Source organism: Halomonas sp. SL18_1 (genome assembly GCF_055755715.1).
In genome coordinates this window covers 2,848,217-2,873,757 of the sequence record NZ_JBVTRK010000001.1, presented here as the reverse complement: position 1 = coordinate 2,873,757, position 25,541 = coordinate 2,848,217, and the positions used below count along the sequence as shown (strand labels likewise).

The window sequence follows — 25,541 nt, the reverse complement described above, 5'->3', positions numbered from 1 at the left end:
GCAAACCGGCCTCCCACAAAGAAGTCGGCCACCGTTGGCAACTTGGCTGTGGGAGGGCGCTTCAGCGCGCGAAGCAGCGCGCAGCGCTGCCAATGGGGTGCCTGCGGCCCCTTGACCTAGTATCTTTCAAACAGTCGTTTATACTCGGGGCCATCCGCCACCCACCGGGCACTCGATATGAACGCCAACGCATGGACGCGCCTGTTCATTTCCCCTCTGCTGGTCCTGCTGCTGGCCTCGCCCCTCGCCGGTGCGGCCGAGCTGGGGCTGGACCCCGCCTGCTGCCCGGCGGTGAGGCCGACCTGCCCGCCCTGCAGCAGGAACTGACGCGCCTCGCCGCCGGGCGCACCGCGCCGTCACTGGTGCCGGCGCCGCCCGGCGGCGGGGCCCGGCTACCGGGCTTGGCGCGGCTGGAAACGTCCGCCTTCCTCATCGCCACCAATCCCTTCGCCCTGGAGCCCCTCAAGGGTGCCTCCCGGGTGCTGCTGATCGGCCCGCCCGGTGCGGTCGAGCCTGCCAGCGAGGCCCTGGCCGCCGAGGCCGACGCCCGCGGCATCGCCCTGGTGTCCCTGGCCGTGGACCCCTCGCGACTGCCCGCCGGCGCCGAGCTGGAGGGGGCCGACGCCGCCCTGCTGCTGGCCCTGCCCGAACACGATGCGCCCGCCCAGCGTCGGCTGCTAGACAAGCTGGCCGCCGCCGGCGTACCCGGGGTGGCGCTGACCGATGCCCGACACGTCGAGCGTGGCGCGCTGCTTTCCTCGCCCGGGGCGCTGGACCTCGATGCCTGGCGGCGCCGCCTGGCACTGCGGCTGGACGACCTGGCCGCCGGGCGCCCGCCGAACCCCTCGATGACCGTCCCCGCTGGACCGCGTCTGGCTCAACCTCGAGACCGCCGCGCGTCTCGACTGGGCGCCCAGCTTCACGCTGCTCAGCCAGGCGCGTCTGCTGGGCGAGACCGCTGCCCTGAGTGGGGAGCGGCTTGCGCTCGGCGAGGCGGTGGCCCTGGCGCTCGCCGACAACCTGGGCCTGGCCGCTTCCCGCCAGGCGGTGGAGGTGGACGCCCATGAGCGCGATCTGGCGGCGTCGCGCTATCGCCCCAGCCTCTACCTGGAAGCCACCGGGCGGATGATCGACGAGACCCGTGCCCGTGCCGCCCTGGGCCAGGAGCCGGAGCGTCGGGTCGCCGGTGGCCTGGTGCTCGAACAGCTGCTCTTCTCCGAGCCGGCGCTGGCCGCCATCGCCATTGCCGACAGCCGCGATCGCGCCCGGCGCGCCGAGCTCGAGGTGGAGAGCCTCGACCTGGCGCTGGAGGTGGCGCGGGAGTTTCTCGACCTGCTGCGCCTGGAGGCGAGCCGTCAGGTTCTCGAGGCCGACCTCGACCTGGCCCGGGCCCAGCGCGACCAGGCGGTGCGCGGCGCGCGTGCCGGCGCCGTGGGACGTGGCGAGGTGGCGCGCTTCGAGGCGGAGCTGACCCAGGCCCGGGAGCGTCTGGAGCAGACGGTGGCCGACCGTGAGCGGCTGGCCATTGCCCTGAACCGGCGCCTCGGCCGCGACCCCGATGCCTCGCTCCTGCCGGTCGAGCCGGACCTGGACAGTCAGGAATGGCTAGGCGGCGACGCCCGCTTCGATGCGGCCCTGGCCACCCCGGCGAGTCTCGCCGCCTGGCAGCAGCGGCTGGTGGAGCGCGCCCTGCGTGACTCGGCGGAGCTCGCCGCGCTGGGCGATCTGCGCCGCGCCGCCGAGCGGGAGCTCTCCTCCCGCCGCCGCGCCTTCTGGCTGCCCCAGGTGGGCCTCGAGGCCCGCTACACCAGCGAGTTCTCCCGCGGTGGCCAGGGCGAGCGGGCGCCCTGGGAGTCGCCCCATCCCACCGTCCAGGCCGGTGTCGCGGCCCTGGAGGGGGCCGGGGTGGCGCTGCCCGAGACCGGCCGCGACCAGTGGAGCCTCGGCGTTTCAGCGCGGCTGCCGCTCTACGCCGGCGGCCGGCGCAGCATCGAGCGCGACCGGGCCGCGGCGCGGCTGGAACAGCTGGCGCTCGAGGACGCCGATGCGCGCCTGGGCCTGGAGGCCCGGCTGCGCGCGGCCAGCGTCGAGCTCGCCGCCGCCTGGCGGCGCATCGCGTTGCGCGACGAGGCGCTGGGCCACGCCGAGGAGGCCCTGGCCCTGGCCGAGGCGGGCTGGCGCGAGGGTGCGCTGCCCCAGGTGGCGCTGCTCGATGCCCGCACCAGTGCCCGCCAGGCGGGGCTGGCCGCCGCCGAGGCGCGCTGGCAGGCATTACAGGCGCTGGTGCACCTGCAGCGGGCGCTAGGCGTGACCCCGGGCCCCATGACGGCCGAGGCCCGGGAGCGGTTCCTGGCCGTGCCCCATCGCACCCAGACTGAAGGAGAGTGGCCATGATCATTCGAGCGGCCCTGCTCGCGGGGCTGGTGCTGCTGGCCGGCTGCGCCGACGAGCCGGTGGAGGAGGCGCCGCTGCGCCCGGTGCGTACCCTGACCGTGGAGGCTAGCGGGGCGGCCGGTGAGCGCGAGCTGCCGGGGCGCCTGGAGGCAGCCGCCAATCGGCGCCTGAGTTTCCGGGTGGCGGGTCAGCTCGAGGCCTTCGAGGTGGCGGTGGGAGAGCGGGTGGAAGCCGGCCAGCCCCTGGCCCGCCTCGAAGCCACCGACCTGCGCCTGCAGCGCGACCGCGCCCGTTCGGCCCTGGCCGGTAGCCAGGCGGCGGCGGCCAACGCCGAGGCCGAATGGCAGCGCGCCCGGCGTCTCTATGAGGCGGGTAGCGCCACCGCCCGGGATCTCGATGCCGCCCGGGCCCAGGTGGAGGCGGCGCGTGCCCAGCGCGACGGCGCCCGGGACGCCCTGGCCCTGGCCGAGCGCCAGCTCGGCTTTGCACGCCTGGCCGCCCCCGGCGATTGCCGGGTGGCCAGCCGAGTGGCCGAGGCCGGCGAGAACCTGGCCGCGGGCCAGCCGGTGCTGGTGCTGGCCTGCGGCGATGAGCTGGAGGTACGGGCGGCGCTCTCCGAGGACCTGTTGGATGAGCTGGTCGTCGGGGCGCCGGTGCAGGTACGCCTGCCCCTGGCCGATCTGATTCTGGCTGGGGAGGTCGCCGAGATCGGCCTGCCGGTGGATCCCCGCCAGGCCACTTGGCCGCTGCGGGTTCGGCTGGTCGATCTTGCCGAGTCGCAACGCCAGCGGCTGCGCCCCGGCATGGCGGCGGAGCTGACGCTGCCCCTGGGCGGGCCCGGCAGCGGTATCTGGGTGCCCATGGTGGCGGTTCAGCAGGATATCGACGGCCACTTCGTCTATGTGGCGGAAGAGAGGGAGGCCGAGCCCGATGAATCGGTGGGCCAAGCTGTCAACAACGGCCGCGAGGCGAGGGTGGCGCGCCGCGCCGTGACCCTGGGCGGGCGCCATGACGAGCGCCTGGAGGTGGTGGCGGGGCTAGACCCCGGCGAGGCGCTGATCGTGGCGGGGATGAGCCGGCTCCATGACGGCATGCGGGTGCGCCTGCTCGATCACCATCGCGTCGATGGGGAGGCCTCACCGTGACCCTGACCGAGGCCGCACTGCGCTACAACCGGGTAACCATCGCCGGGCTGCTGGTGGTGCTGCTGGGGGCGGTGATCAGCTACCTCTCCATCTCTCGGGCCGAGGATCCGGCGGTGACGGTGCGGGTGGCCCAGGTGGTCACCTACCTGCCCGGTGCGACCCCGGAACGGGTCGAGCAGCTGGTCAGCGATCCGCTCGAGACCGCCATCATGGAGATGCCCGAGCTCGACTACGTGGAGAGCACCTCCCGGGCCGGGGTCTCCATCATCCGCGTGGAGCTGCGCCCGGACGTCAAGGACGTCCAGGCCGGCTGGGACAAGCTGCGCCGCAAGGTGGGCGATGCCCGGGGAGACTCCCCGACGAGGCCCTGGCGCCCATCATCAACGACGAGTTCGGCGACGTCTTCGGCATCATGCTCTCGCTGACCGGCGAGGGCTATGAGCAGGCGGAACTCAAGGCGGTGGCCGACGATGTGCGCGACCGGCTCTTGATGCTCGACGACGTGGCCAAGGTCAATCTTCACGGCTACGCCGAAGAGCGCATCTTCCTGGAGTACCGCGAGGCGCGTCTGGCCGAGCTCGGGGTCTCGCCCCAGGGGCTCGCCCAGCTGCTGGCCGCCCGCAATATCGTGCTGCCGGGCGGGGCGATCCGTACCGGCGACGAGCGCCTGGTGCTGGAGCCCACCGGGAACTTCATCCATATCGACGAGATCCGTCGGGCGCTGCTGCCGCTGCCCGACGGCACCCTGGTGCCCCTGGGCTCGCTGATGGAGGTGCGCCACGGCTATGCCGAGCCGCCGATGACCCGCTACCATGCCAATGGCGTCCAGGGGCTCGCCATCGCCATCGCCATGCGCGAGGGGGGCGATATCCTCGACCTGGGCGAGCAGGTCGAGGGCGCCATCGAACGCCTCGAACGGGAGCTTCCCGTGGGCCTCGCGTTCGAGGTGCTGGCCAACCAGCCCGACCGGGTCGAGGAGCGCATCAACGAGTTCCTGGTCGATCTGCTGCAGGCGGTGGCCCTGGTCTGCCTGGTGATGCTGCTCTTCCTGGGGCTGCGCACCGGGCTGATCGTGGCGAGCCTGGTGCCCTCGGCGATACTCGCCTGCCTCGCCTTCATGGGGCTCTTCGATATCGGGCTGGACCAGGTGTCGCTGGGAGCGCTGATCATCGCCCTGGGCATGCTGGTGGACAACGCCATCGTCATGGTGGAGTCGATCCAGGTGTCGGCCCGGGAGAGCAAGAGCGTGCGCCAGGCGGCCCTGGACTCGGCGCGGCAGCTGCGCTTCCCGCTGCTTACCGCCTCGCTCACCACGGCGGCGGCCTTCCTGCCCCAGTTCCTGGCCGTCTCCGACGTGGGGGAGTACACCCGCTCGCTCTTCCAGGTCGTCACCATCACGCTGCTCTCCTCCTGGCTGCTCTCGCTGACCATGATTCCGCTGCTCTGCGTGGCCTTTATCAAGATCAGGCCGCAGGAGAAGCGCGAGCAGGATGGCGAGACCCTGGAAGAGGGGGAGGAGAGAGCCGAGCCGCGGCCCGCGCTCTCGGCGCGTCTGGCCGAGCGGGTCTACGCCGGCTACCGCCGGCTGCTGCTGGCCCTGCTGCGCCAGCGCGCCCTGACCCTGGCCGCGGTGGCCGGCCTGCTGGCGCTGGCCTGGCTCGGCTTCGGACCCCTGCCCAAAATCTTCTTCCCCAGGCGGAGCGCACCATCGTCACAGCCGAGCTGCGCCTGCCCTTCTCGGCGCCCATCGAGCGCACCCGGGCCGTGGTGGAGGAGGTCGAGGCCTTTCTGGCCGATGAGCTTGCCGCAGAGCGAGACGAGCAGGGCGACTGGGTCCGCGACGGGGTCGAGCGCTGGGGCAGCTTCATCGGCTTCGGCGGGGAGCGCTATATCATCAACCACGCCCCGGAGCCGCCGAGCCCCGAGTACGCCTTCCTGCTGTTGCAGACCAACCGCTGGCAGGCGGTGGACGGGGTGATCGAGCGCCTCGACGATTGGCTCTCCGAGCGCTTTCCGGATCTGCAGGCCACTGTGGCCGCCACCAGCTTCGGCCCGCCGGTGACGGTGCCGCTGGCGGTGCGGATCTCCGGCGACGACGAGGCGACCCTGAGACGCATCGCCGAGGCGGTGCGCCAGCGGGTCGCCGAGGGGCCCGGCACCCGCAACGTGCGCGACGACTGGGGCGAGTGGATCAAGCGGCTGCGCATCGACGTGGATCCGGCCCGGGCGCTGCGCGCCGGCGTCACCGAGCGCGACGTGGCGCTGAGTCTGCAGACGGCGCTCTCGGGGATGACGGTGGGCACCTTCCGCGACGGCGACACCCTAGTGCCTATCCAGCTGCGCAACGAGCGCGGCGAGGCGCGCACCCCCGACGACCTGGAGGGCGTCACCGTGCTGCCCGCCGGGGGCGGTTCAGGGGTGCCCCTGGCCCAGGTGGCCCAGGTCGAACTCGACTGGGGGCCGGCGCGCATCCTGCGCCGGGATCGCTTCCGTACCATCTCGGTGGAGGCGGAGCTGGCGCCGGGCGTCACCGCCGCCGGGGTCGCCGGTGAGCTGCGCCCCTGGCTGGAGGCGCAGCAGGCGAGCTGGACGGAAGGCTATTTCTTCGAGTTCGGCGGCGAGGTCGAGTCGTCCCGGGTCGCCACCGACTCCATCGCCGAGAAGCTGCCCATCGGCGCCATGGCGATCCTGCTGCTGCTGGTGGTGCAGTTCAACTCCCTGCGCCGGCCGCTGATCATCCTGGCCACCATCCCGATGTCGCTGATCGGGGTGATCTTCGGGCTGACCATCACCGGCTCCCACTTCGGCATCATGACCTTCCTCGGGGTGGTGTCGCTGGCCGGTATCGTGATCAACAACGCCATCGTGCTGATCGACCGCATCGATCTGGAGCGTGAGCACCTCTCGCCCAGGAGGCGATCCTCGAGGCAGGCCGACGGCGCCTGCGCCCGGTTCTGATGTCGACGCTGACCACCAGCGGCGGCCTGCTGCCGCTCTGGCTGGGCGGCGGGCTGCTCTGGGCGCCCATGGCGATCACCATCATCTTCGGTCTGCTCGCCGCCGCGCTGATCACCCTGTGCGTGGTGCCGGTGCTCTATTCGCTGCTGATGCGGGTGTCGTTTCGCGGCGATCGTGCCCGGCAGGCGGCGGCGGGGCATGAGCGCCGCCACGACAGCAGGGGCGGTTCTGTGTCAGGCTGAGGTCCTCATCAAGAGTCGAGGCCATCCGCATGGAGCGTGTCGCCATCTTCGTCGACGTGCAGAACGTCTACTACACCAGCCGCGAGGCCTTCGGCCGGCACTTCGACTATCGCGCCTTCTGGAGACGCTTTGCCGCCGGGCGCGAGGTGGTGGTCGCCAACGCCTATGCGGTAGAGCGCGGCGACCCTCGGCAGCGCCAGTTTCAGACGATCCTGCGCGACATCGGGTTTGACGTGAAGCTCAGGCCCTTCATCCAGCGTCGCGACGGCTCCGCCAAGGGCGACTGGGACGTGGGGATCGCGCTGGACGCCATGGAAGCGGCGCCGGAGGTGGATAGGGTGGTGCTGGTCTCCGGTGACGGTGACTTCGACCTGCTGGTGGAGCGGATGCGCCGTCGCTATGGGGTGGTCGTGGACGTCGTCGGCGTCGAGTCTCTCACCGCTGCCTCCCTGATCCGCGCCGCCAGCGCCTTCGTCGCCATCGACACATCCTTGCTGCTGTGAGCGCCGTTATGCCCGCGTTGTGGTGGTGGCGCCTTGTCGTTGATGTGCATCAATTCACGTCGTCAGGGTTCGGCTAAGCTCTCATTAGGGTATGAGACTTCAGAGCCATCGCGCTTCGAGCGCGGCCGCATCCATGGGGAGAAGAGACGATGCGCTTTCATCAAGTGAAGGAACTGGTGAGCTGGGCGGCCGATTTCCATCGCCGCATGGCCGACTACTTCGGCGAACGGGCCGCAGGCGGCGTCGATGATCGGGTGCGCATGGCGCTCGACTATCTCGCCGAGCGCGAGCGCAAGCTGCAGGCCGACCTGGAGGGCTATTTCGACGACGGCAGCGACCACAGCAGCGTACTGGAGACCTGGTTCGACGACCCGGCCGACTTTCCGCACCCGCCGGTGCTCGAGCGCTTGCCCGAGGGCGGCGACGCGGATAGCGTGCAGAGCGTGCTGGCCACGTCCCTGACCGCCCACCGCATGCTGCAGGACCTCTACGCCCACCGCAGCGAGCTTGCCGGCGGTAGCGACGAGAAGCAGTTCTTCGAGGCGCTGGCCGCCGGCCACGAGGCGGAGGTTCGGCGGGTCGCCCGTGACATTCAGCGTCTCGAGGATTACTGATCTTTGCGGTAATCTGGGGGTCAACGTTGTCGAAAGTCCAAGGAAACCAAGGAGCATGCCATGACGGATCTGATCCTCTCCCCCAAGATGCTGGGCTACTGGACCCGTGAACAGCTGCATGACGCCCCGGACGAATCCGGTATCTACTGCGTCTTTCGTGCCGCCAAGGACCCCGAGAGCGAGGAGATGGACGTTCAGGAGCTGCTCTACGTTGGCGAGCACCGCAGCGCTCGCTACGGCCTGGAGCACCATGGTGACCACGACAAGTGGCAGACCTTCCTGCAGCCGGAGGAGGAACTCTGGTACGCCGTGGGCCTGGCCGGCCATGCCAATCGCGAGCGGCTGGCGGCGGCGATGATCAACGCCCACAAGCCGCGCTTCAACAACGACAGCCAGTATCGTGACCACTTCCCTTTCGATGAGACCACGGTTCACATCTACGGCAAGAAGAACAAGCTGCAGAGCATCTTCACCGTGGAGCGTCAGGAGTAGCGGGGCCGTCTTCGAGCGGCATCCGTTCCCGCCAGAACACGCCAGAACACGAATAGCACAGTGTGACCCCTTCGCCCCGGCAGCTCCCCTGCCGGGGCGAAGGCGTTCTGGAGCCCCCGCGCCGGTTTTGCGGCGCTATGCCGCGATAGCGATTAGGCTGTAGGTTCGGGTATTGCTGAACCAGATCCGGAGGTGGCGATGACGGCCGATGAGCGAGTCGACAGGATGCACCCGCAACTATTGACGACCCTACAGCCGCTGCTCGAGGCGCCACCAGGGCCCGACGACGACATTCTGGAGGTCCATGCCCTGCTTGAGGATGCGCGGCGCGCCCGGGCCACGGACATCCACCTCGATCCCGACGAGGCCGGCTGGCGCATCCGCCTGCGCATCGACGGGCGGGTGATCACCGCGCAGCGGATCGATGCAGGGCAGGGGGCGCGCCTGGCCAATCAGTTCAAGGTGTTGGCGGGGCTCAATCCGGTGCGGGCGCTGACCGCCGACGAAGGCGGCTTCAGCTACGTCTCTTCCGAGGCGGGCGATGACGAGAGCCATCTGCGGGTCTCGGCGGTGAGCTGCATGGCCGGCGAAAAGCTGGCGATTCGCTTTCTCGAGCGGCCGCGGGCCTTTGCCGATCCGCTGGCGCTGGGCATCGGCCGCGAAGGCGCCCAGGGAATTCGCCGCTGGATGGACGCCACGGCCGGCATGCTGCTGGTGGCGGGGCCCACCGGTGCCGGCAAGACCACCACCCTCTACACCCTGCTCGACGAGCTGGCGCTGTCCGATAGCCACGTCATGACCCTGGAGGACCCGGTGGAGTATGAGCTGGCCGGCGTCAACCAGGTGCAGGTCGATACCGCCAACGGTCTCGATTTCGCCAGCGGCATCCGCGCCATGCTGCGCCTCGACCCGGACTATCTGCTGATCGGCGAGCTGCGCGATCCCGAGTCCGCCCAGGCGGCGGTGGGCGTGGCGAGCAGCGGCCGCTCGCTGATGAGCACCCTGCACAGCCGCGATGCGGTGGGCGTGGTGTCGGCGCTGCGCCACCTGGGGGTGGCCGATGCCCAGATCGGCGCCAACCTGGGGCTGGTGGTGGCCCAGCGGCTGGTGCGGCGGCTCTGCGAGGCGTGTCGCGAGCGGCGGCCCATCTCAGCCACCGATGCCGAGTGGCTGGCGGCGGTCGACCTGCCGGTGCCCGAGCGCGTCTGGTCGCCGGTGGGCTGCGCCCAGTGCGACGGCCTGGGGTACCGGGGACGCACCGGGGTGTTCGAGATCTGGCAGCCAACGCCCGAGGATCAGGTGCGTATCCTCAGCCACGCTGACGAGGCCACGCTGCGACGGGCCCTGATCGCCCGCGGCGAGCGCCTGATGTTCGCCGCGGGCATCGCCAAGGCCGAGGCGGGGGTCACCACCTTGCGCGACGTGTTTCGCATGGGCGCCATCCTGTCGGCCTGAAGAACCAGGTACGAGGAGCGAGGAGCAAGGGGCAAGGAGTTCTGTGGGACAGGCCCTCATTGATGCCTTTCCCTCGTCCCTCGCCCCTCGCCCCTGTCACGGATGACGCAGCGCATCAGGTTCGCCCTCGCCGGCCAGGGCATCGCGCTCGGCCGGACTCAGCAGGGCATTCAGGTCCAGCCCCGCCGCCTCGCTGGCCGCTTCCAGGGCGTGGGCCCAGGTGGCGCGATTGGCGAAGAGCATACCGAAGGTGTCCAGGGTCCCCCGCGGTTGCGATAGCCCAGGAAACGCGATCCCGCGCCGCTGTCCAGCGCTCTCAGCACGCCACACAGCGCCTCGGGCCGGCAGTGGCCGAGAAAGACCCGGGCGCGCACTTCGGGCACCAGAGTGCTCAGTCGGCACTGGCTTAGGGTGGCCTGGGCCTCCTGTTCGTCGCGGGCCTCGCGCAGCTTGCCGGGCTCCTGGATGACGAACAGGCTGGTCGCGACCCCCGCATCGGTCAGTCTGGCCAGCGCGCGGCGCAGCTCGACCAGCTGGTAGGCCCCGACGGCGAAGAGCTGGACCCGGGCGCCAGGGGCCTCGTGCAGGCAGAGGATGCCGTCCTCGCCCAGCCTGACGGCCTGGTCGGCGGTGAGCGCCACCGGCACTGGGTTTTTCGGCACCACCATCACCGCCACGCGGCCGCGAGTTTGGTAGAGGCCGCGCAGCGCCTGGACGGCGCTGGGGGCGTCGACCGGAAACAGCGTGGGGGCCACGTCGTCCATTTCGCCGAGCCACGCCTCGCAGAGGGTGGGATCCTGATGGGACTGCTCGTTCTTGCCGTTCTCCCAGGTGTGGGAGCTGGCCAGAACCGGCACCGTCAGCCAGCCAGGCTCGCGTTCGACCTCGCACTGATGCCTGGCGAAGAGGACTTCCTGTCGCATGGCCCCGAGCATCTTGACCGCGAAGGCCTCGTAGCTGGCCACCAGGTTGAGCCCCTGCTTGTTGGCCAGCGCCGCGCTCACCACCGCCTCCTCGTTGAGGGCGGTGATCACGCTGCCGTTCAGCGCCTCGGCGACGCCGGGCTCGGGGTCAGTGACGCGGTGCAGCAGCCGGTCGAGGGTGTGGTTGAGGCGATTGGAGCGCATCTCGTCGGGGTTGCCGACCCGCACCCGCAGCGCGGGGTTGGCCGCGACCAGGGCGCAGAAGGCGTCGTCGATGGCGGCCATGGGCGACACCGCCTCGCCGAGGGAATAGGCAGCGAGGGGCGGCAGCTGGGGCAGCGGCGGGCAGGGGAAGCCAGCGGATGGTCGCGCTCCTTGACACGGCCGCTGTCGGCGTGATTGTTGAGCCGGTCGATCGCGGCCCGCAGGGTCTCCAGCGGCACATGCAGGGCGGCGGCGCCCTCATGGAAGCGGGCGCGTGCGGCGGCGTCCTGTGCCGGGTTGTCCACCAGCGGCAGGTTGTGGGCGGCATTGGTGCCGGCGCCGGGAAAGCCGAACCCCTTGACGGTGTCGGCGATCAGGTAGGGCAGGCGTAGCGGATAGCGCGCGCGACCGGCGGCCAGCGCTTCCACCTGCTCGTCCAGCTGCGCCTCGGCGGTGAGAATGCCCCATACGAAGGCCGCCGGGTCGCGGCCGTCAAGGGTCAGGGGGTGAAGCCATTGAGGGCTAAGTGCTCCTCGAACCAGTCGGTGCCGCCGGACTGGCTCATGGTGGTGCGCTGGTCGATGCGCCGGCCATTGGCAATCATCACCGGGACCACCGGGCCGCTGTCCTCGGCGCGCCACCAGCGCGCCGCCCAGTCGCTGCCGCGCTGCTCCTCGAAGGCGCCGTCGCTGAGGAATGCCACCAGGGGCTGGCCGGGTAGCGGCATGTGCACGTATTGCAGGCCGGCAAAACCGAGGTAGCCTCCCTCGCCGGTGCCCCCCGCGGTATGGGCGTTGACATGGCTGCCGAGCGGAGATTGCGGACGGCCGCTGGCGTCCACGCCGCAGTGGTAGAAGTCGTTGACCAGTTGCGTCAGTCCCGTGTCGTCCAGGCTATAGCGTTCGGCATGGCCCGGTGTCATGTTGTCCACCAGCAGGTTGAGGGCATCAATGGCGGCCACGCAGTGTCCTTGGCCCATGCTCCAGCTGCGGGTGATGTCGGTCAGGCTGTTGGCGGCCAGGTAGCCCACGTAGGCGGGTACCATGTTGAGCGCGCCGCCGGTATGACCCTCGGGAGAGGGCTTGAAGTCCTCGGCGCCCAGGGCCGTGCCGTCCAGGCGCACACGGCGGACATAGGTCATGTGGGCCACCAGCCACATGCCCATGTTGGCCAACTGGTCGGCGGCGCGCAGGCGCTGCAGCCACACGCGACGCTGCTGGGGGTCTTGGGCGTGACGCTGCAGCAGCTCGGCGATGCGCTCCTGGGTCGTCGGGTCATGCTGGATCACGCCGTGGCCCTTGGCCCAGGCGAGAAAGTCGGGATCCTTGGCGAGTCGGTCGAAACGCGGAGATGATGGCTTGCCGTCGGTCGGTGACATGCAGATAGCTCCTTGATCAGCATCGGGTCCGACAATCGAACCGGGCATGGGTCAAGCCTAGGGCGGAAGGGCCGTGCTTCGCAATGGCGAAGGCCCGAGGCCCAGGGGAGGCGCCTCGAGAGCGCCTCTGAGGACAAGAGGGAGGATGTTGATACTGCGTTGCGGTTTTCGCCTGACAGAGGTGGGGTAGATGCGCTATAACAGCCCAGATTTCCGATGACCCCTATTCACTCTTTTCGAGCTACCGTCCGATGCCATCCCTTTCACGCCGTCGTTTTGGCCTGTTGGCCCTGTCGTCGCCGCTAGCGCTGCTGGCGGCAGGCGAGGGCGCCCGGGCCGACCTGATTCAAACCATGTTGACCCGGGCGCATCTGCCGCGCCACGACGATGAGCTCTGGGTGCTGGTCGACGATGCCGATGCCGCCCTCAGCGTGTTTCGCGGCAACTATCTGGTCGAGCGTTTTGCGCCGGTCTCGCTGGGGCGCGGGGGGGCCCAGACCTCACGTCTGCGCGGCAGCAACGTGACGCCGCTGGGGGAGTTTCGGGTCAACCGGTTCAACTGGGAGAGCGACTGGAATATCTTCATCGGCATCGACTACCCGACGCCGGCCCATGCGCGGATGGCGCTGGAATCGGGGCTCTACACCCAGCAGGATTATGAAGACTATTTCACCTACTATCGACGCCGCGGCTACCCGCCCCAGACCACGGCGCTGGGTGGGGCGATCGGCATCCACGGCCTGGGTCGCGCCGACCCCGAGGTGCATGCCAGCTTCCACTGGACCCAGGGCTGCGTGGCAGTGACCAACGAGCAGATCGAGCGCCTGGCCGAGCTAATCAATGTTGGCACTCGTGTCGTGATCCGCTAGGCTCAAATTGCGCAAGGGACGTTTCGAGCTATGGACAAGCGCCGTTGGCTATTATAAAACAGCGTTTGACTCCTGTGCTTGGCAGCAGTCGCTGCAAGAACCTGCATGAGCAGGATGCCTGACCTCAGGTAACGATGCCTGAGTCGGGTGACATCAACGCCTCTGCACTCTAAGGTGTGCAGTACCAAGGAAGACTCAAGGAGAACATCATGACACTGAAGACCACCCTGAAGCTGACCGCCGCCGCTGCCTCCATGGCAATCCTGGCGGGTTGTGCTACCAACGCGGCGCTGGACGAAGTGCGTCAGACCGCGGAATCTGCTCAGGCCGACGCTGCTGAAGCACGCAGCATCGCCATGCAGGCGCAGAACACCGCCAACCAGGCTCAGCGTGACGCCCAGGCGGCTCTGCAGATGTCCGAGCAGAACCGTGAGGAAATGAACCGCATGTTCCAGCGCACCATGCAGAAGTAATTCTGCTGGCGCCATGTCCTCGCCCTCGGGCGAAGGCATAGGACTGCAAGAGAAAACCCCGCCTCGGCGGGGTTTTCTCGTTGTGTATCCGTGGTCTGTCTTTCAAGGCTGGGTAGCCGGCCGGGTGGCCTACTGCAGCCGTGCGGCGGCCAGCTCCTGATAGAGTCCGTCCAGGTCGAGCAGTTCGTCATAGAGGCCGTCGGCTTCCGGCGTCGGCTCGGGGGCGGGCTCAGGCTCCGGCTCCGCGGTGCGCAGCAGCGACACCACCTGGCCGTCGGGGCCTTCCACTACGGCGCGCAGCCGCTTGTAGTCCACCGGCGGGTTCTCTTCCCCGAACGCCTTGGAGACCACCTCGATGGCATTGAGGATCGGTTCGAAGGCACCCTGGTTCTCTTCGAGCTGGGGGAACGACTGAGCGTAGAGCACGCCGTCCTCCGACCAGCCCGCCTTGAACGGCTGGTCGAGGATGTTGACCTTGGTGCCGCTGGGCACGCGCTCGTAGAGCGACTCGATATCCTCGGGGAACATGCGGATGCAGCCGCGGCTGACCCGCATGCCGACGCCCTCGGGCATGTTGGTGCCGTGGATCAGGTAGCTCGGCAGCCCCAGCAGGATGGCGTGACGGCCCAGGGGGTTGTCGGGGCCCGGCGGCACCACCGCGGGGGCGGCTCGCCCCGGGCGGCGGCTTCCTCGCGCATGGAGCGCGGCGGCGACCAGGCGGGATCCTTGACCTTGACCGTGGTCTTGGTGATGCCCACCGGGGTGGCGAAGCCGTCGCGGCCGACGCTGATCGGATAGGTCTCGACGACCCCGGGCTCGGAGTAGTAGTAGAGGCGCAGCTCCGACAGGTTGACCACGATGCCCTCACGCGGGGCATCGGGCAGGATATGCTGCGCGGGGATTGTCACCTCGGTGCCCTCGAAGGGGGCCCATAGGCTGACGTCCGGGTTGGCCATGCGGATCTCTTCGTAGCCGACATTGTGGCGGCGTGCGATGTCGATCAGGGTCTGGCCCTCTTCCACGGTGACGGTATAGACCTCGCCGATCACGTTGCCCTGTTCGGGCAGGGGGTAGTGGCCGCGCGGCCACTCCCGCTCGGTCTCGTCGGCCACTGCGGCGGTGGAGAGCAGGGTGGCCAGCCCGAGGAGGATGGCGCAGCGCGCGGTGCGTCTGATCAAAGGTGCGGTGTTCATCAACGTCATGTCGTCTCGTGCAGGTGGTCGACGCAGGGTCGACGCAGCCAGGGTTATGTGCGCTTGGCGGTCCTTGCCCAGCGCCTTGGGGTCAGTGGCGATGAAACGCGATAGTGACAGTATAGATTGCCCGACGCCTCAGCGGTTCGCCAGTAGGAAACAGCATCGTCCCTCGCACCTCGCACCTCGCACCTCGCACCTCGCACCTCGCACCTCGTACCTCATACCTCGCACCTCGCACCTCGTACCTCGTACCTCGCACCTCGCACCTCGTAACTCGCACCTCGCACCTCGTACCTCATACCTCGTACCTCATACCCTCAGTCAGGCCGCTTCGACCTTGCGGTTGAGCGCTTCGAGCAGCTGTTCGACGGCCTGGAAGCGCGACTCTTCAGTGGCCATCTCGGCCTCGAAGCGCAGGGTGTCGGCGCCGTCGAGGCGATAGCGCTCCGGGCCTCGTTGAATCAGCTCGACCAGGGTCATGGGGTCGACGCGGGTCTGGGCGGCGAAGATCACCCGGCCGCGGTCGGGGCCCGCCTCCAGGCGTACGATGCCCAGCCGCTCGGCGCGCTGGCGCAGCCGGGTCTGGCGCAGCAGGGTCTTGACCGGCGCCGGCAGCAGGCCGAAGCGGTCGATCAGTTCTACCTGCAGCTCCTTGAGCTCGGCTTCGTCTTGGGCGCTGGCGATGCGCTTGTACATCACCAGGCGCTGCTGGACGTCGTGCAGGTAGTCGTCGGGAATCAGCGCCGGCAGGTTGAGGCTGACTTCCACGCCCTGGTCCAGCGGCGCCTCGATGTTGGGCGTCTTGCCCTGGCGGATCGCCGCCACCGCGCGGTCGAGCATCTGCATGTAGAGGCCGTAGCCGATCGCCTCCATCTGCCCGCTCTGCTCGTCGCCGAGCAGCTCGCCGGCGCCGCGGATCTCCATGTCGTGGCTGGCCAGCGTGAAGCCTGCCCCAGGTCTTCGGCGCCGGCGATGGCCTCCAGCCGCTTGACGGCATCCTTGGTCATGGCCCGCGGAGGGGGGCCAGCAGGTAGGCGTAGGCCTGGTGGTGGCTGCGGCCCACCCGGCCGCGCAGCTGGTGCAGCTGAGCCAGGCCGAACTTGTCGGCGCGCTCGATGACGATGGTATTGGCGCTGGGTACGTCGATGCCGGTCTCGATGATCGTCGAGCAGACCAGGACGTTGAAGCGCTTGTGGTAGAAGTCGGACATGACGCGCTCCAGGGAGCGCTCCGGCAGCTGGCCGTGGGCTACCGCCACCCGGGCCTCGGGCACCAGCTCGCGCACCGTCTCGGCGGCAGTCTCGATGGTCTTGACCTCGTTGTGCAGGAAGTAGACCTGGCCGCCACGCAGGATCTCGCGCAGCAGCGCCTCCTTGATCACCGACTCGTCGCGCTGCTGGACGAAGGTCTTCACCGACAGGCGTCTGGCCGGCGGAGTGGCGATAATGGAGAGATCGCGAATGCCGCTCATGGCCATGTTCAGAGTGCGGGGAATCGGCGTGGCGGTCATGGTCAGGATATCGACCTCGGCGCGCAGGCTCTTGAGGCGCTCCTTCTGGGCCACCCCGAAGCGGTGCTCCTCGTCGATGATCAGCAGGCCCATCTTGGGCAGCTTCATGGACTTCGATAGCAGCTTGTGGGTGCCGATGACGATATCGGCTTGGCCCGCCTCGATGCGCTCGAGCGCGGCGGCCTGGCCGCTGCCGGCGGTGAAGCGCGAGATCAACTCCACCTGCACCGCGGTGTCGGCGAAGCGGTCGCGGAAATTCTCGAAGTGCTGCCGGGCCAGCAGGGTGGTGGGCACCAGTACCACCACCTGGCGGCCCGAGTGCACCGCCAGGAAGGCGGCGCGCATGGCCACCTCGGTCTTGCCGAAGCCGACGTCCCCGCATACCACCCGGTCCATCGGGCGCGGGGCGGTCATGTCGCCGATCACCGCCTCGATGGCGCTGCGCTGGTCGGGGGTCTCCTCGAAGGGGAAGGCGGCGGCGAAGCGGGCGTATTCAGCGTCCGGCGGGGCGCAGGCGAAGCCCTCCCGGGCCTCCCGGCGGGCGTAGATGTCGAGCAGCTCGGCGGCGGTGTCGCGGATCTTCTCGGCGGCCTTCTTGCGCGCCTTGTCCCACTGCTCGGAGCCGAGCCGATGCAGCGGCGCCAGCTCGTCGTCGGCGCCGGCATAGCGCGAGATCAGGTGCAGGCTGTCCACCGGCACGTAGAGGCGGGCGCCGTCGGCGTACTCCAGGGTCACGAATTCGGCGGCCTGGCCGCCGGCCTCGAGGGTCTCCAGCCCTCGGTAGCGGCCCACCCCGTGGGTCTGGTGAACCACCGGTGCGCCGGGGCGAAGCTCAGAGAGGTGGCGGATCGCCATTTCGCCCGCGTCGGTGGCCTTCTCGCGGCGCCGGCTCTGGCGAACCACCTCGCCGTAGAGCTCGGTCTCGCTGATCACCGCGAGATCGGGGCGCTCCAGCCAGAGCCCGGCGTCGATCTCCCCCTCGGTGATCGCCAGACGGGTGTCGGCGGCCAGGAAATCGTGGAAGCCGTCGACGTGGGGCGGGCTTAGCTGCAGCGGCGCCAGGGTCTCCTCCAGGGCCTCGCGCCGTCCCCGGGACTCGGCGACGAACAGCACCCGGGTGTCGGTCTGCTCGGCGAGAAAAGACCCAAGCGCCGCCAGTGGCTGCTTGGCTCTGGCATTGATGGCGACCTGGGGCGGCGCCTTGGCGGCGGGCATCAGGGCATGGCGATGCGCAGCATCGTCGGTGAGCTCGACCCGCGGGTGACGCTTGATGGCGCCGAACACCTCGGCCACCGGCACGAAGCCGCGGCTGGGCGGTAGCAGCGGGCGGGTGGGGTCGACGCCGAGGTTCTCGAAGCGGCTCTCGATGGCTGCCCAGTGGTGCTCGGCGGCGGCGAAGACCCCGGGCAGCAAAGCCACCCGGGTGCCCTCGGCCAGGTGGTCGAACAGCGTCGCCGTCTGTTCGAAGAACAGCGGAAGATACTGCTCCAGGCCGGGGGAGGGGATGCCCTTCAAGGCGTCCACATAGAGCGGGCACTGACGCGGGTCGACGTCGAACAGGGTCTCGAACCCCTCCCGGAAGCAGGCGATGGCGCTGCGCGACAGCGAGTACTCGTGGGCCGGCAGCAGTTCCACCCGCTCGACCTTGTCGCGGCTGCGCTGGGTGTCGGGGTCGAAGTGGCGCAGGGTGTCGATCTCGTCGTCGAACAGATCGATGCGCAGCGGCGCCTCGGACCCCATGGGGAAGAGGTCGATCAGCGCGCCGCGCAGCGCGTACTCGCCGGGCTCATAGACCGTCTCCACGGCACGGTAGCCGGCCCGCGACAGGCTATCGCGAAAGCCCTCGCGATCGAGGCGCTGGCCCACCGCCAGGGTCATCACCCGCCCGGCGATATAGTCCGCCGGGGGCAGGCGCTGCATCAGGGTGTTGATCGGCACCAGCACGATACCGCGCTCGCCGAGCTGCAGCCGGCGCAGGGTGCGCAGCCGCTCGGAGACGATGTCCTGATGGGGGAGAAACTGTCGTAGGGTAGCGTCTCCCAATCGGGGAAGGGCAGCACCGGCACGCTGGCAAAGAAGCGCAGGTCGTTCTCGAGGCGCTGGGCCCCGGCGGTATCGGCGGTGATCACCAGCAGCGGGGCGTCGGTGGCCAGCTGGGCCAGCGCCAGCGCCGCGGCGCTGCCGGGCGGGGTGTACCAGTAGCGGGTGTCGCGCAGCCCTTCGGGGCGTGGCGGGTCGAGCGGCGAGAAATTGGGCATGATGTCGTCTGGGCTGTCGTCGGCTTGGGCGGCGCTCAGAGCGGCCGCCTCCCGGGGTCGGGCAAGGCTATCGCAGTCAGTGTGGGAGGGAGCTTCAGCTCGCGAAGCAGCGCGCAGCGCTGCCCAAGATGTAGGGCGCCTTTCGGCGCCTTTCGGCGCCTTCGCCCGATAAATCGGCCTCCCACTTAAGCTGTCGCCACTCACGGCAGAATAACACTTGCGATTGCTCTGCGAGGTCAGGGCATCATACCAGCCTGCCGAGAGGCTTGTAGTCAAGTCCGAGTTCCTGTAATCCCCCTACAGCCACTGCGACCATCCTGCGATTGCCCTGCCGTAAGGCTGACGGGATAATGTGTCCTGAACTCCGACCACCACCAGAGAGGCTTCTCGTGAGTCAGCAACCCCTCGATACCGTCTTCCAGGAATGGCACGACAACCAGGCGATCGCCGAACAGCTGATCCCTCTGATCGGGCTGCTCTACCGTCGCAACAACGTGGTCACCACGCTCTACGGTCGCTCGCTGTTCAATCGCAGCGTGATCCGCATCCTGAAGGACCACCGTTTCGTCAGGAAGGTCGAGGGGACCGAGCTCTCCGTGCAGGATACCTATCCGCTGGTCAAGGCCATGACCGAGCTCGACCTGGGGCCCGCCCACGTCGACGTGGGCAAGCTGGGGGTGGCGTTCAAGAAGCAGGGGGCGGCGATGCTCGCGCCTTCCTCGAGAAGGAGCTTGCCGAGATCGTCGGTCGGCATGACCCTGAGGGCAGCAATGGCGAGCCTCAGGACGTGGTGCTCTACGGCTTCGGGCGTATCGGGCGTATCCTCGCTCGGGTGCTGGTGGAGAAGGCCGGTGGCGGCAACCTGCTGCGTCTGCGCGCCATCGTCGTGCGCGGCCGCGGCGATATCGCCAAGGACCTCGAAAAGCGGGCGAGCCTGCTGCGTCGCGACTCGGTGCACGGGCCCTTCAACGGCACCATCCAGGTGGACGTGGAGGCGCGCACCCTGACCGCCAACGGCAACGTCATCCAGGTGATCTACGCCGACTCCCCGGCCGAGGTGGACTACACCGCCTACGGCATCGACAACGCCGTCGTCGTCGACAATACCGGCATCTGGCGCGACGAGGCGGGCCTGGGCCAGCACTTGCAGTGCAAGGGCGCCGCCAAGGCGATCCTCACGGCGCCGGGCAAGGGCGACATCAAGAACATCGTTTTCGGCATCAACGACGGCGATATCAGCGCCGAGGACCGCATCCTCTCGGCCGCCTCGTGCACCACCAATGCCATCGTGCCGGTGCTCAAGGTGCTCAACGACGAGTACGGCATCAGCAACGGCCATGTCGAGACGGTGCACGCCTACACCAACGACCAGAACCTGATCGACAACTACCACAAGGGCGACCGTCGCGGCCGCAGCGCGCCGCTCAACATGGTCCTGACCGAAACCGGTGCCGCCAAGGCGGTGGCCAAGGCGCTGCCCGAGCTCGGTGGCAAGCTGACCGGCAACGCCATTCGCGTGCCGACCCCCAACGTCTCCATGGCGATCCTCAACCTGACCCTGGAGAAGGAGACCGACGCCGGCTCCCTCAACGACTACCTGCGTCGCATGTCCATCGATTCGGCCTACCAGAAGCAGATCGACTACGTGGACTCGCCTGAGGTGGTGTCGTCCGACTTCGTCGGCAATCGCCATGCCGGGATCGTCGACGCCAAGGCCACCATCGCCAACGGCAAGCATGCGGTGCTCTACGTCTGGTATGACAACGAGTTCGGCTACAGCTGCCAGGTGGTGCGTATCCTGCAGCACATCTCCAACGTGCGCTTCCTCAAGCTGCCGCGGGCCCAGGCCTGAGTCGCCGTGGCCTGTCGTCATTCCCGACCGTGGCGGTCGGGAATTTTCTGATCTAGATCATGTCGCGCGATAGCGTCCCGCCTCCGGACCGAGGTGGGGCGCCGCGGCGATGACCTCGCCGGCTCGCCCAGGGAGCCGCTTTCAACGCCTCTTCGACCCTCGCGGCCGTGCGCCGCCTCGCCCGCCCTAGACGTTTTGCGACCATCGGTCGTGTGGCCATTGGTCGCGCTTGTCTTTATAATACGGTGGATTTTTCGGGGTGGTCCGAGCTGACTCGGGCCTGACTGGTAACGTACTGACGCTAATAAGAATTCGAATCCATTCGAACCCCTTTCCTTCATCTATCCGATCCATCAACTGGGCGAGACTATGATCGAAGTCAAGAAAGGCCTGGATCTCCCCATCACGGGGACGCCCGAGCAGCGCATCGAAGATGCGCGGCCGGTGCGTCACGTGGCTATCCTGGGTACCGACTACGTTGGCATGAAGCCGACCATGGAGGTTCAGGAGGGGGACAAGGTAAAACTAGGCCAGCTGCTCTTCACTGACAAGAAGATCGACGGCGTACGCTTCACGGCACCGGCCGCCGGGGAAGTGGTCGCCATCAACCGCGGCGAGAAGCGCAAGCTGCTGTCGGTGGTGATCAAGGTCGATGAACAAGAGGAGGCCGTCGAGTTCAAGGCGCACGGGCGTGACAAGCTCGAGGGCCTCGAGCGCCAGGCGGTGGTCGACCAGCTGGTCGAGTCCGGCATGTGGACGGCGCTGCGTACGCGGCCCTACTCCCGCACGCCTGCTATCGACAGCGAACCTGCCGATATCTTCGTCACCGCTATCGACACTCATCCGCTGGCCGTCGACCCGGCCACCATCATCAATGAGCAGCCGGAGGCCTTCGAGGATGGGCTCAAGGTGCTGGCGCGGCTGACCCAGGGCAAGGTGTTCCTGTGTACCGCACCGGACGCCAAGATCCCTGGCGGCGACGTCAAGGGCGTGCAGACCGAGACCTTCTCCGGCCCGCATCCGGCCGGCCTGGTGGGTACCCATATTCACTACCTGTCGCCGGTCGCCCTGCACAAGCGGGTCTGGCACATCGGCTATCAGGACGTGATCGCCTTCGGCAAGCTGTTCGCGGAAGGCAAGATCGAGACCCAGCGTGTGGTGGCCCTGGGCGGCCCGCGCGCCGAGCAGCCGCGTCTGCTGCGCACCCGCATCGGGGCCAGCACCCAGGAGCTGCTCGACGGCGAGGTGATCCAGCCCGACGAGACCCGGGTGATCTCCGGCTCGGTGTTCTCCGGCTTCACCTGTGAAGGCGCCCTGCGCTACCTGGGCCGTTTCGGCAATCAGGTCACCCTGCTCGAAGAGGGCAACAAGCGCCAGTGGATGGCTTGGCTCTCGCCCGGCGCCAACCGCCACTCGGTGATGGGCATCTACCTGTCGAAGCTCACCGGGCTGAAGGACTATGCGCCGACGACCTCGACCAACGGCTCTGAGCGGGCCATGGTGCCGGTGGGCATGTACGAGGAAGTCATGCCGCTGGATATCCTGCCCACGCAGCTGCTGCGCTCGCTGATCGTCGGCGACATCGAGGTGGCCATGCAGCTCGGGTGCCTGGAGCTGGATGAAGAGGACCTGGCGCTGTGCACCTATGTGTGCCCGGGCAAGTACGAATACGGTCCCATCCTGCGCGACAACCTCACCCTTATCGAGAAAGAGGCCTGATGTGATGGGTATCCGACAGACACTCGACAATCTCGAGCCGCATTTCCACAAGGGCGGCAAGTACGAGAAGATGTACCCGCTCTACGAGGCGGTCGACACTATCTTCTACTCGCCGCCCAGCGTGGCCAAGACCACCGCTCACGTGCGCGACGGCGTCGACCTCAAGCGCATCATGATCACCGTCTGGCTGTGCACCTTCCCGGCGATGTTCTTCGGCATGTGGAACGCCGGCTGGCAGGCCAACATGGCCATCGCCGACGGCTACGCCTCCATGGCCGGCTGGCGCGAAGCCATCATGATGACCCTGGCCAGCGGCCACGATCCGGGCAGCCTGTGGGCCAACTTCGTGCTCGGTGCCACCTACTTCCTGCCGATCTACCTGGTGACCTTCGTGGTCGGGGGCTTCTGGGAGGTGCTGTTTGCCGTCAAGCGCGGCCACGAGGTCAACGAAGGCTTCTTCGTCTCCTCGGTGCTCTACGCCCTGATCCTGCCGGTGGACATTCCGCTGTGGCAGGTGGCGCTGGGTATCACCTTCGGTATCGTGATCGGCAAGGAGATCTTCGGCGGTACCGGCAAGAACTTCCTCAATCCGGCGCTGACCGGCCGTGCCTTCCTCTACTTCGCCTACCCGGCGCAGATTTCCGGTGACGAAGTGTGGGTGGCCGCCGATGGCTTCTCCGGCGCTACCGCCCTGTCCGTGGCGTTCCAGGAGGGGATGGGCGCACTGACCGACCAGCTCAGCTGGTGGCATGCCTTCCTCGGCTTCATGCCGGGCTCCATCGGGAGACGTCGACGCTGGCGATCCTGATCGGTGCGGCGGTGCTGCTGTGGACCAAGATCGCCTCCTGGCGAATCATGCTCGGGGTCTTCCTTGGCATGGTGGCGACCAGCGCGCTATTTAACCTGATTGGCTCCGACTCCAACCCGATGTTTGCCATGCCCTGGTACTGGCATCTGGTGATCGGCGGCTTCGCCTTCGGTATGGTGTTCATGGCCACCGACCCGGTGTCGGCTTCCATGACCAACCAGGGCCGGCTGATCTTCGGTGCCCTGATCGGCGTCATGACCGTCCTGATCCGCGTGGTCAACCCGGCCTTCCCGGAAGGCATCATGCTGGCGATCCTGTTCGCCAACCTGTTCGCCCCGCTGATCGATCACTTCTTTGTTCAGGCCAACATCAAGCGCCGCATGCAGCGCACCGGTGTACCGGCCGAGGAGACTGCCTGATGGCACAGAGCAATAACTCCATCAAGAAGATCCTGACGGTGGCGTTCGCACTCTGCATCGTGTGTTCGGTCATCGTCTCCACCGCCGCCGTGGCGCTGCGGCCTATGCAGATGCTCAACGAGGAGCTCGACCGCAAGACCAACATCCTGCGTGTCGCCAACCTCTACGAGCGCGGCATCGACGTGGAAGCCGCGTTCGCCGAGATCACCCCGCGGGTGGTCGACATGCGTACCGGCGAGTACACCGACGAGTTCGATCCGGCCACCTTCGATCACTTCCAGGCGGCTCGCGATCCGGCTACCGGCCGCACCCTGTCCGGGGATCGCGACATTGCCGGCCTGTCTCGGGTGGAAAACTTCGCCACCGTCTACCTGGTCGGTGACCCTGATAATCCGGAACAGATCATCGTGCCGATCCGTGGCCAGGGGCTGTGGGGCCTGATGCGCGGCTACATGTCCATCGAAGGCGACGGCAACACCATCGTCGGCATCACCTACTATGAGCACAGCGAGACGCCGGGCCTTGGCGCCGAGGTCAACAACCCGCGCTGGCAGGCTCAGTGGGAAGGCAAGCAGATCTTCGCCGATGAAGAGAGCCTGACCCCGGCCATTCGCGTGGCCCGTGGCACCGGCAGCGGCGAGCATGAGGTCGACGGCCTCTCCGGCGCGACGCTGACCGCCAACGGCGTCACCAACATGCTGCAGTTCTGGCTGAGCCCGGAAGGTTTCGGTGAGTACCTGGCGACATTCCGTGCAGGAATCGACCAGGAAGAGGCTCAAGAAGCCGACGTCGAACTCGAATCGGAAGGAGCCTGATCATGGCGGATGCAACTCCTAAGAGCGTACTCACGACGCCGCTGACGAAGAACAACCCCATCGCCCTGCAGGTGCTCGGCATCTGCTCGGCGCTGGCGGTGACCACCAGCATGAGCGTATCGCTGGTCATGACCCTGGCGGTCATCTTCGTCTGTGCCTTCTCGAACCTGTTCGTGTCGCTGATTCGGCACCATATCCCGTCTTCCATCCGTATCATCGTTCAGATGACCATCATCGCCTCGCTGGTGATCGTGGTCGATCAGGTGCTCAAGGCGTTTGCCTACGAGATGTCCAAGCAGCTCTCGGTATTCGTCGGCCTGATCATCACCAACTGCATCATCATGGGCCGTGCCGAAGGCTTCGCCATGCAGAACGGCCCCAAGATGTCGTTCATCGATGGCGTCGGCAACGGCCTGGGCTACGGCCTGGTGCTGATGATCGTCGGCTTCGTTCGCGAGCTGTTCGGCTCCGGCAGCGTCTTCGGCTTCACCGTCCTCGCGCCGGTGCAGGACGGCGGCTGGTACGTGCCCAACGGCCTGCTGCTGCTGCCGCCCTCAGCCTTCTTCATCATCGGGCTGCTGATCTGGGTGATTCGCGAGATGCACCCCGAGCAGGTGGAAGAGAACGAGTTCAAGATGAAGCACAACACCGAACCCAAGGAGGCCGTGTAACATGGAACACTATATCAGTCTGTTCGTTGCCTCGGTCTTCGTCGAGAACCTGGCCCTGGCGTTCTTCCTGGGCATGTGTACCTTCCTGGCGGTGTCCAAGAAGGTCTCGGCGGCCTTTGGCCTGGGCATCGCGGTGATCGTGGTGTTGACCATCGCGGTACCGGTCAACAACGTCATCTACAACGTCCTGCTGGCGGAAGGGGCATTGACCTGGACCGGCATCAGCGGTGCCGAGAACGTCGATCTCTCCTTCCTGGGCCTGCTGAGTTACATCGGCGTCATCGCTGCCCTGGTACAGATCCTCGAGATGTTCCTCGATAAGTATGTGCCGGTGCTCTACAACGCCCTGGGCGTGTTCCTGCCGCTGATCACCGTGAACTGCGCCATCCTCGGTGGCGTGCTGTTCATGGTAGAGCGTAACTACAACTTCGGCGAGTCGGTGGTCTACGGCTTCGGCTCCGGGGTTGGCTGGGCGCTGGCGATCACCGCACTGGCGGGGCTGCGCGAGAAGCTCAAGTACAGCGACGTGCCCGGCGGTCTTCAGGGCCTGGGCATCACCTTCATCACCGTGGGTCTGATGTCGCTGGGCTTCATGTCCTTCTCCGGCATTCAGCTCTGAGCCAGGGCGCGTTTCCGGCGGCGC

General features: G+C 67.9%; 20 protein-coding genes and 4 pseudogenes. 19 read left to right on the top strand and 5 right to left on the bottom strand.

The window, feature by feature from the left end; genetic code table 11:
- Nucleotides 1-191: 191 nt before the first annotated feature.
- The 11 genes from ACSJDS_RS14660 to ACSJDS_RS14610 all read left to right on the top strand — a co-directional run bounded on the left by ACSJDS_RS14660 (nt 192) and on the right by ACSJDS_RS14610 (nt 9,803).
- Nucleotides 192-1,067, top strand: coding sequence for a hypothetical protein (locus ACSJDS_RS14660; RefSeq protein ID WP_473033923.1), 876 nt, complete (start codon nt 192-194; stop codon nt 1,065-1,067).
- A complete protein-coding gene (locus tag ACSJDS_RS14655; RefSeq protein ID WP_473033922.1) occupies nt 997-2,394 on the top strand; it encodes a TolC family protein in 1,398 nt (465 codons plus the stop codon). Before ACSJDS_RS14660 ends, ACSJDS_RS14655 begins: the two co-directional genes overlap by 71 nt.
- Complete coding sequence (locus ACSJDS_RS14650) at nt 2,391-3,539, top strand: efflux RND transporter periplasmic adaptor subunit (protein WP_473033921.1); 1,149 nt, start codon at nt 2,391-2,393, stop codon at nt 3,537-3,539. The genes ACSJDS_RS14655 and ACSJDS_RS14650 overlap by 4 nt, the downstream gene beginning before the upstream one ends.
- The gene (locus tag ACSJDS_RS14645; protein ID WP_473033920.1) at nt 3,536-3,964 is read left to right on the top strand and encodes an efflux RND transporter permease subunit; all 429 of its coding nucleotides are present in this window, start codon (nt 3,536-3,538) and stop codon (nt 3,962-3,964) included. Before ACSJDS_RS14650 ends, ACSJDS_RS14645 begins: the two co-directional genes overlap by 4 nt.
- Complete coding sequence (locus ACSJDS_RS14640; RefSeq protein ID WP_473033919.1) at nt 3,952-5,517, top strand: efflux RND transporter permease subunit; 1,566 nt, start codon at nt 3,952-3,954, stop codon at nt 5,515-5,517. Before ACSJDS_RS14645 ends, ACSJDS_RS14640 begins: the two co-directional genes overlap by 13 nt.
- Nucleotides 5,505-6,497 carry an efflux RND transporter permease subunit gene (locus ACSJDS_RS14635; protein WP_473035043.1) on the top strand — a complete coding sequence of 331 codons (993 nt, stop codon included), beginning with the start codon at nt 5,505-5,507 and terminating at the stop codon, nt 6,495-6,497. Before ACSJDS_RS14640 ends, ACSJDS_RS14635 begins: the two co-directional genes overlap by 13 nt.
- Nucleotides 6,497-6,739: a hypothetical protein gene (locus tag ACSJDS_RS14630; protein ID WP_473033918.1), complete on the top strand. Its 243-nt coding sequence runs from the start codon at nt 6,497-6,499 to the stop codon at nt 6,737-6,739. The genes ACSJDS_RS14635 and ACSJDS_RS14630 overlap by 1 nt, the downstream gene beginning before the upstream one ends.
- 29 nt (nt 6,740-6,768) lie before the next feature.
- Entirely contained in the window at nt 6,769-7,242 is a 474-nt protein-coding gene (locus tag ACSJDS_RS14625) for a LabA-like NYN domain-containing protein (protein ID WP_473033917.1), read from the top strand.
- Nucleotides 7,243-7,391: 149 nt separating this feature from the next.
- Nucleotides 7,392-7,856, top strand: a complete 465-nt coding sequence (locus tag ACSJDS_RS14620) for a 2-hydroxyacyl-CoA dehydratase (RefSeq protein ID WP_473033916.1) — start codon at nt 7,392-7,394, stop codon at nt 7,854-7,856.
- A gap of 60 nt (nt 7,857-7,916) precedes the next feature.
- Nucleotides 7,917-8,348 (top strand): hypothetical protein, encoded by a 432-nt coding sequence (locus ACSJDS_RS14615; RefSeq protein ID WP_473033915.1) that lies wholly within the window; start codon nt 7,917-7,919, stop codon nt 8,346-8,348.
- A gap of 198 nt (nt 8,349-8,546) precedes the next feature.
- Nucleotides 8,547-9,803 carry a GspE/PulE family protein gene (locus ACSJDS_RS14610; RefSeq protein WP_473033914.1) on the top strand — a complete coding sequence of 419 codons (1,257 nt, stop codon included), beginning with the start codon at nt 8,547-8,549 and terminating at the stop codon, nt 9,801-9,803.
- A gap of 170 nt (nt 9,804-9,973) precedes the next feature.
- Here the strand turns inward: ACSJDS_RS14610 and ACSJDS_RS14605 are convergent, their stop codons facing one another.
- The 3 genes from ACSJDS_RS14605 to ACSJDS_RS14595 form a co-directional block, all read right to left on the bottom strand.
- Nucleotides 9,974-10,954: a hypothetical protein gene (locus ACSJDS_RS14605; protein WP_473035042.1), complete on the bottom strand. Its 981-nt coding sequence runs from the start codon at nt 10,952-10,954 to the stop codon at nt 9,974-9,976.
- The gene (locus ACSJDS_RS14600) at nt 10,846-11,358 is read right to left on the bottom strand and encodes a hypothetical protein (RefSeq protein ID WP_473033913.1); all 513 of its coding nucleotides are present in this window, start codon (nt 11,356-11,358) and stop codon (nt 10,846-10,848) included. Before ACSJDS_RS14600 ends, ACSJDS_RS14605 begins: the two co-directional genes overlap by 109 nt.
- A 71-nt stretch (nt 11,359-11,429) precedes the next feature.
- Entirely contained in the window at nt 11,430-12,308 is an 879-nt protein-coding gene (locus ACSJDS_RS14595) for a phosphoketolase family protein (RefSeq protein WP_473033912.1), read from the bottom strand.
- 251 nt (nt 12,309-12,559) lie between these two features.
- On the opposite strand from ACSJDS_RS14595, the gene ACSJDS_RS14590 reads away from it, so the two are divergent.
- Both ACSJDS_RS14590 and ACSJDS_RS14585 read left to right on the top strand, forming a co-directional pair.
- Nucleotides 12,560-13,177 carry a L,D-transpeptidase family protein gene (locus tag ACSJDS_RS14590; protein WP_473033911.1) on the top strand — a complete coding sequence of 206 codons (618 nt, stop codon included), beginning with the start codon at nt 12,560-12,562 and terminating at the stop codon, nt 13,175-13,177.
- A gap of 209 nt (nt 13,178-13,386) precedes the next feature.
- Nucleotides 13,387-13,650, top strand: coding sequence for an Lpp/OprI family alanine-zipper lipoprotein (locus ACSJDS_RS14585; RefSeq protein ID WP_238975064.1), 264 nt, complete (start codon nt 13,387-13,389; stop codon nt 13,648-13,650).
- Between the two features lie 129 nt (nt 13,651-13,779).
- On the opposite strand, the pseudogene ACSJDS_RS14580 reads toward ACSJDS_RS14585, so the two are convergent.
- Nucleotides 13,780-14,843, bottom strand: a pseudogene (locus ACSJDS_RS14580) (L,D-transpeptidase family protein).
- A gap of 324 nt (nt 14,844-15,167) precedes the next feature.
- A pseudogene (mfd, locus tag ACSJDS_RS14575) lies at nt 15,168-18,614 on the bottom strand (transcription-repair coupling factor).
- Between the two features lie 389 nt (nt 18,615-19,003).
- On the opposite strand from mfd, the pseudogene ACSJDS_RS14570 reads away from it, so the two are divergent.
- The 6 genes and pseudogenes from ACSJDS_RS14570 to nqrE all read left to right on the top strand — a co-directional run bounded on the left by ACSJDS_RS14570 (nt 19,004) and on the right by nqrE (nt 25,517).
- Nucleotides 19,004-20,466 (top strand): annotated as a pseudogene (locus tag ACSJDS_RS14570) (glyceraldehyde-3-phosphate dehydrogenase).
- 369 nt (nt 20,467-20,835) lie between these two features.
- Nucleotides 20,836-22,185, top strand: coding sequence for a Na(+)-translocating NADH-quinone reductase subunit A (locus tag ACSJDS_RS14565; RefSeq protein ID WP_473033910.1), 1,350 nt, complete (start codon nt 20,836-20,838; stop codon nt 22,183-22,185).
- A gap of 4 nt (nt 22,186-22,189) precedes the next feature.
- Nucleotides 22,190-23,412 (top strand): annotated as a pseudogene (locus ACSJDS_RS14560) (NADH:ubiquinone reductase (Na(+)-transporting) subunit B).
- A complete protein-coding gene (locus tag ACSJDS_RS14555) occupies nt 23,412-24,227 on the top strand; it encodes a Na(+)-translocating NADH-quinone reductase subunit C (RefSeq protein ID WP_473033909.1) in 816 nt (271 codons plus the stop codon). The pseudogene ACSJDS_RS14560 and the gene ACSJDS_RS14555 overlap by 1 nt, the downstream one beginning before the upstream one ends.
- Nucleotides 24,228-24,229: 2 nt before the next feature.
- Nucleotides 24,230-24,898: an NADH:ubiquinone reductase (Na(+)-transporting) subunit D gene (locus tag ACSJDS_RS14550; RefSeq protein WP_473033908.1), complete on the top strand. Its 669-nt coding sequence runs from the start codon at nt 24,230-24,232 to the stop codon at nt 24,896-24,898.
- 1 nt (nt 24,899) lies between these two features.
- Nucleotides 24,900-25,517 (top strand): NADH:ubiquinone reductase (Na(+)-transporting) subunit E, encoded by a 618-nt coding sequence (gene nqrE, locus ACSJDS_RS14545; protein WP_473033907.1) that lies wholly within the window; start codon nt 24,900-24,902, stop codon nt 25,515-25,517.
- The last annotated feature ends 24 nt before the right edge of the window (nt 25,518-25,541 follow it).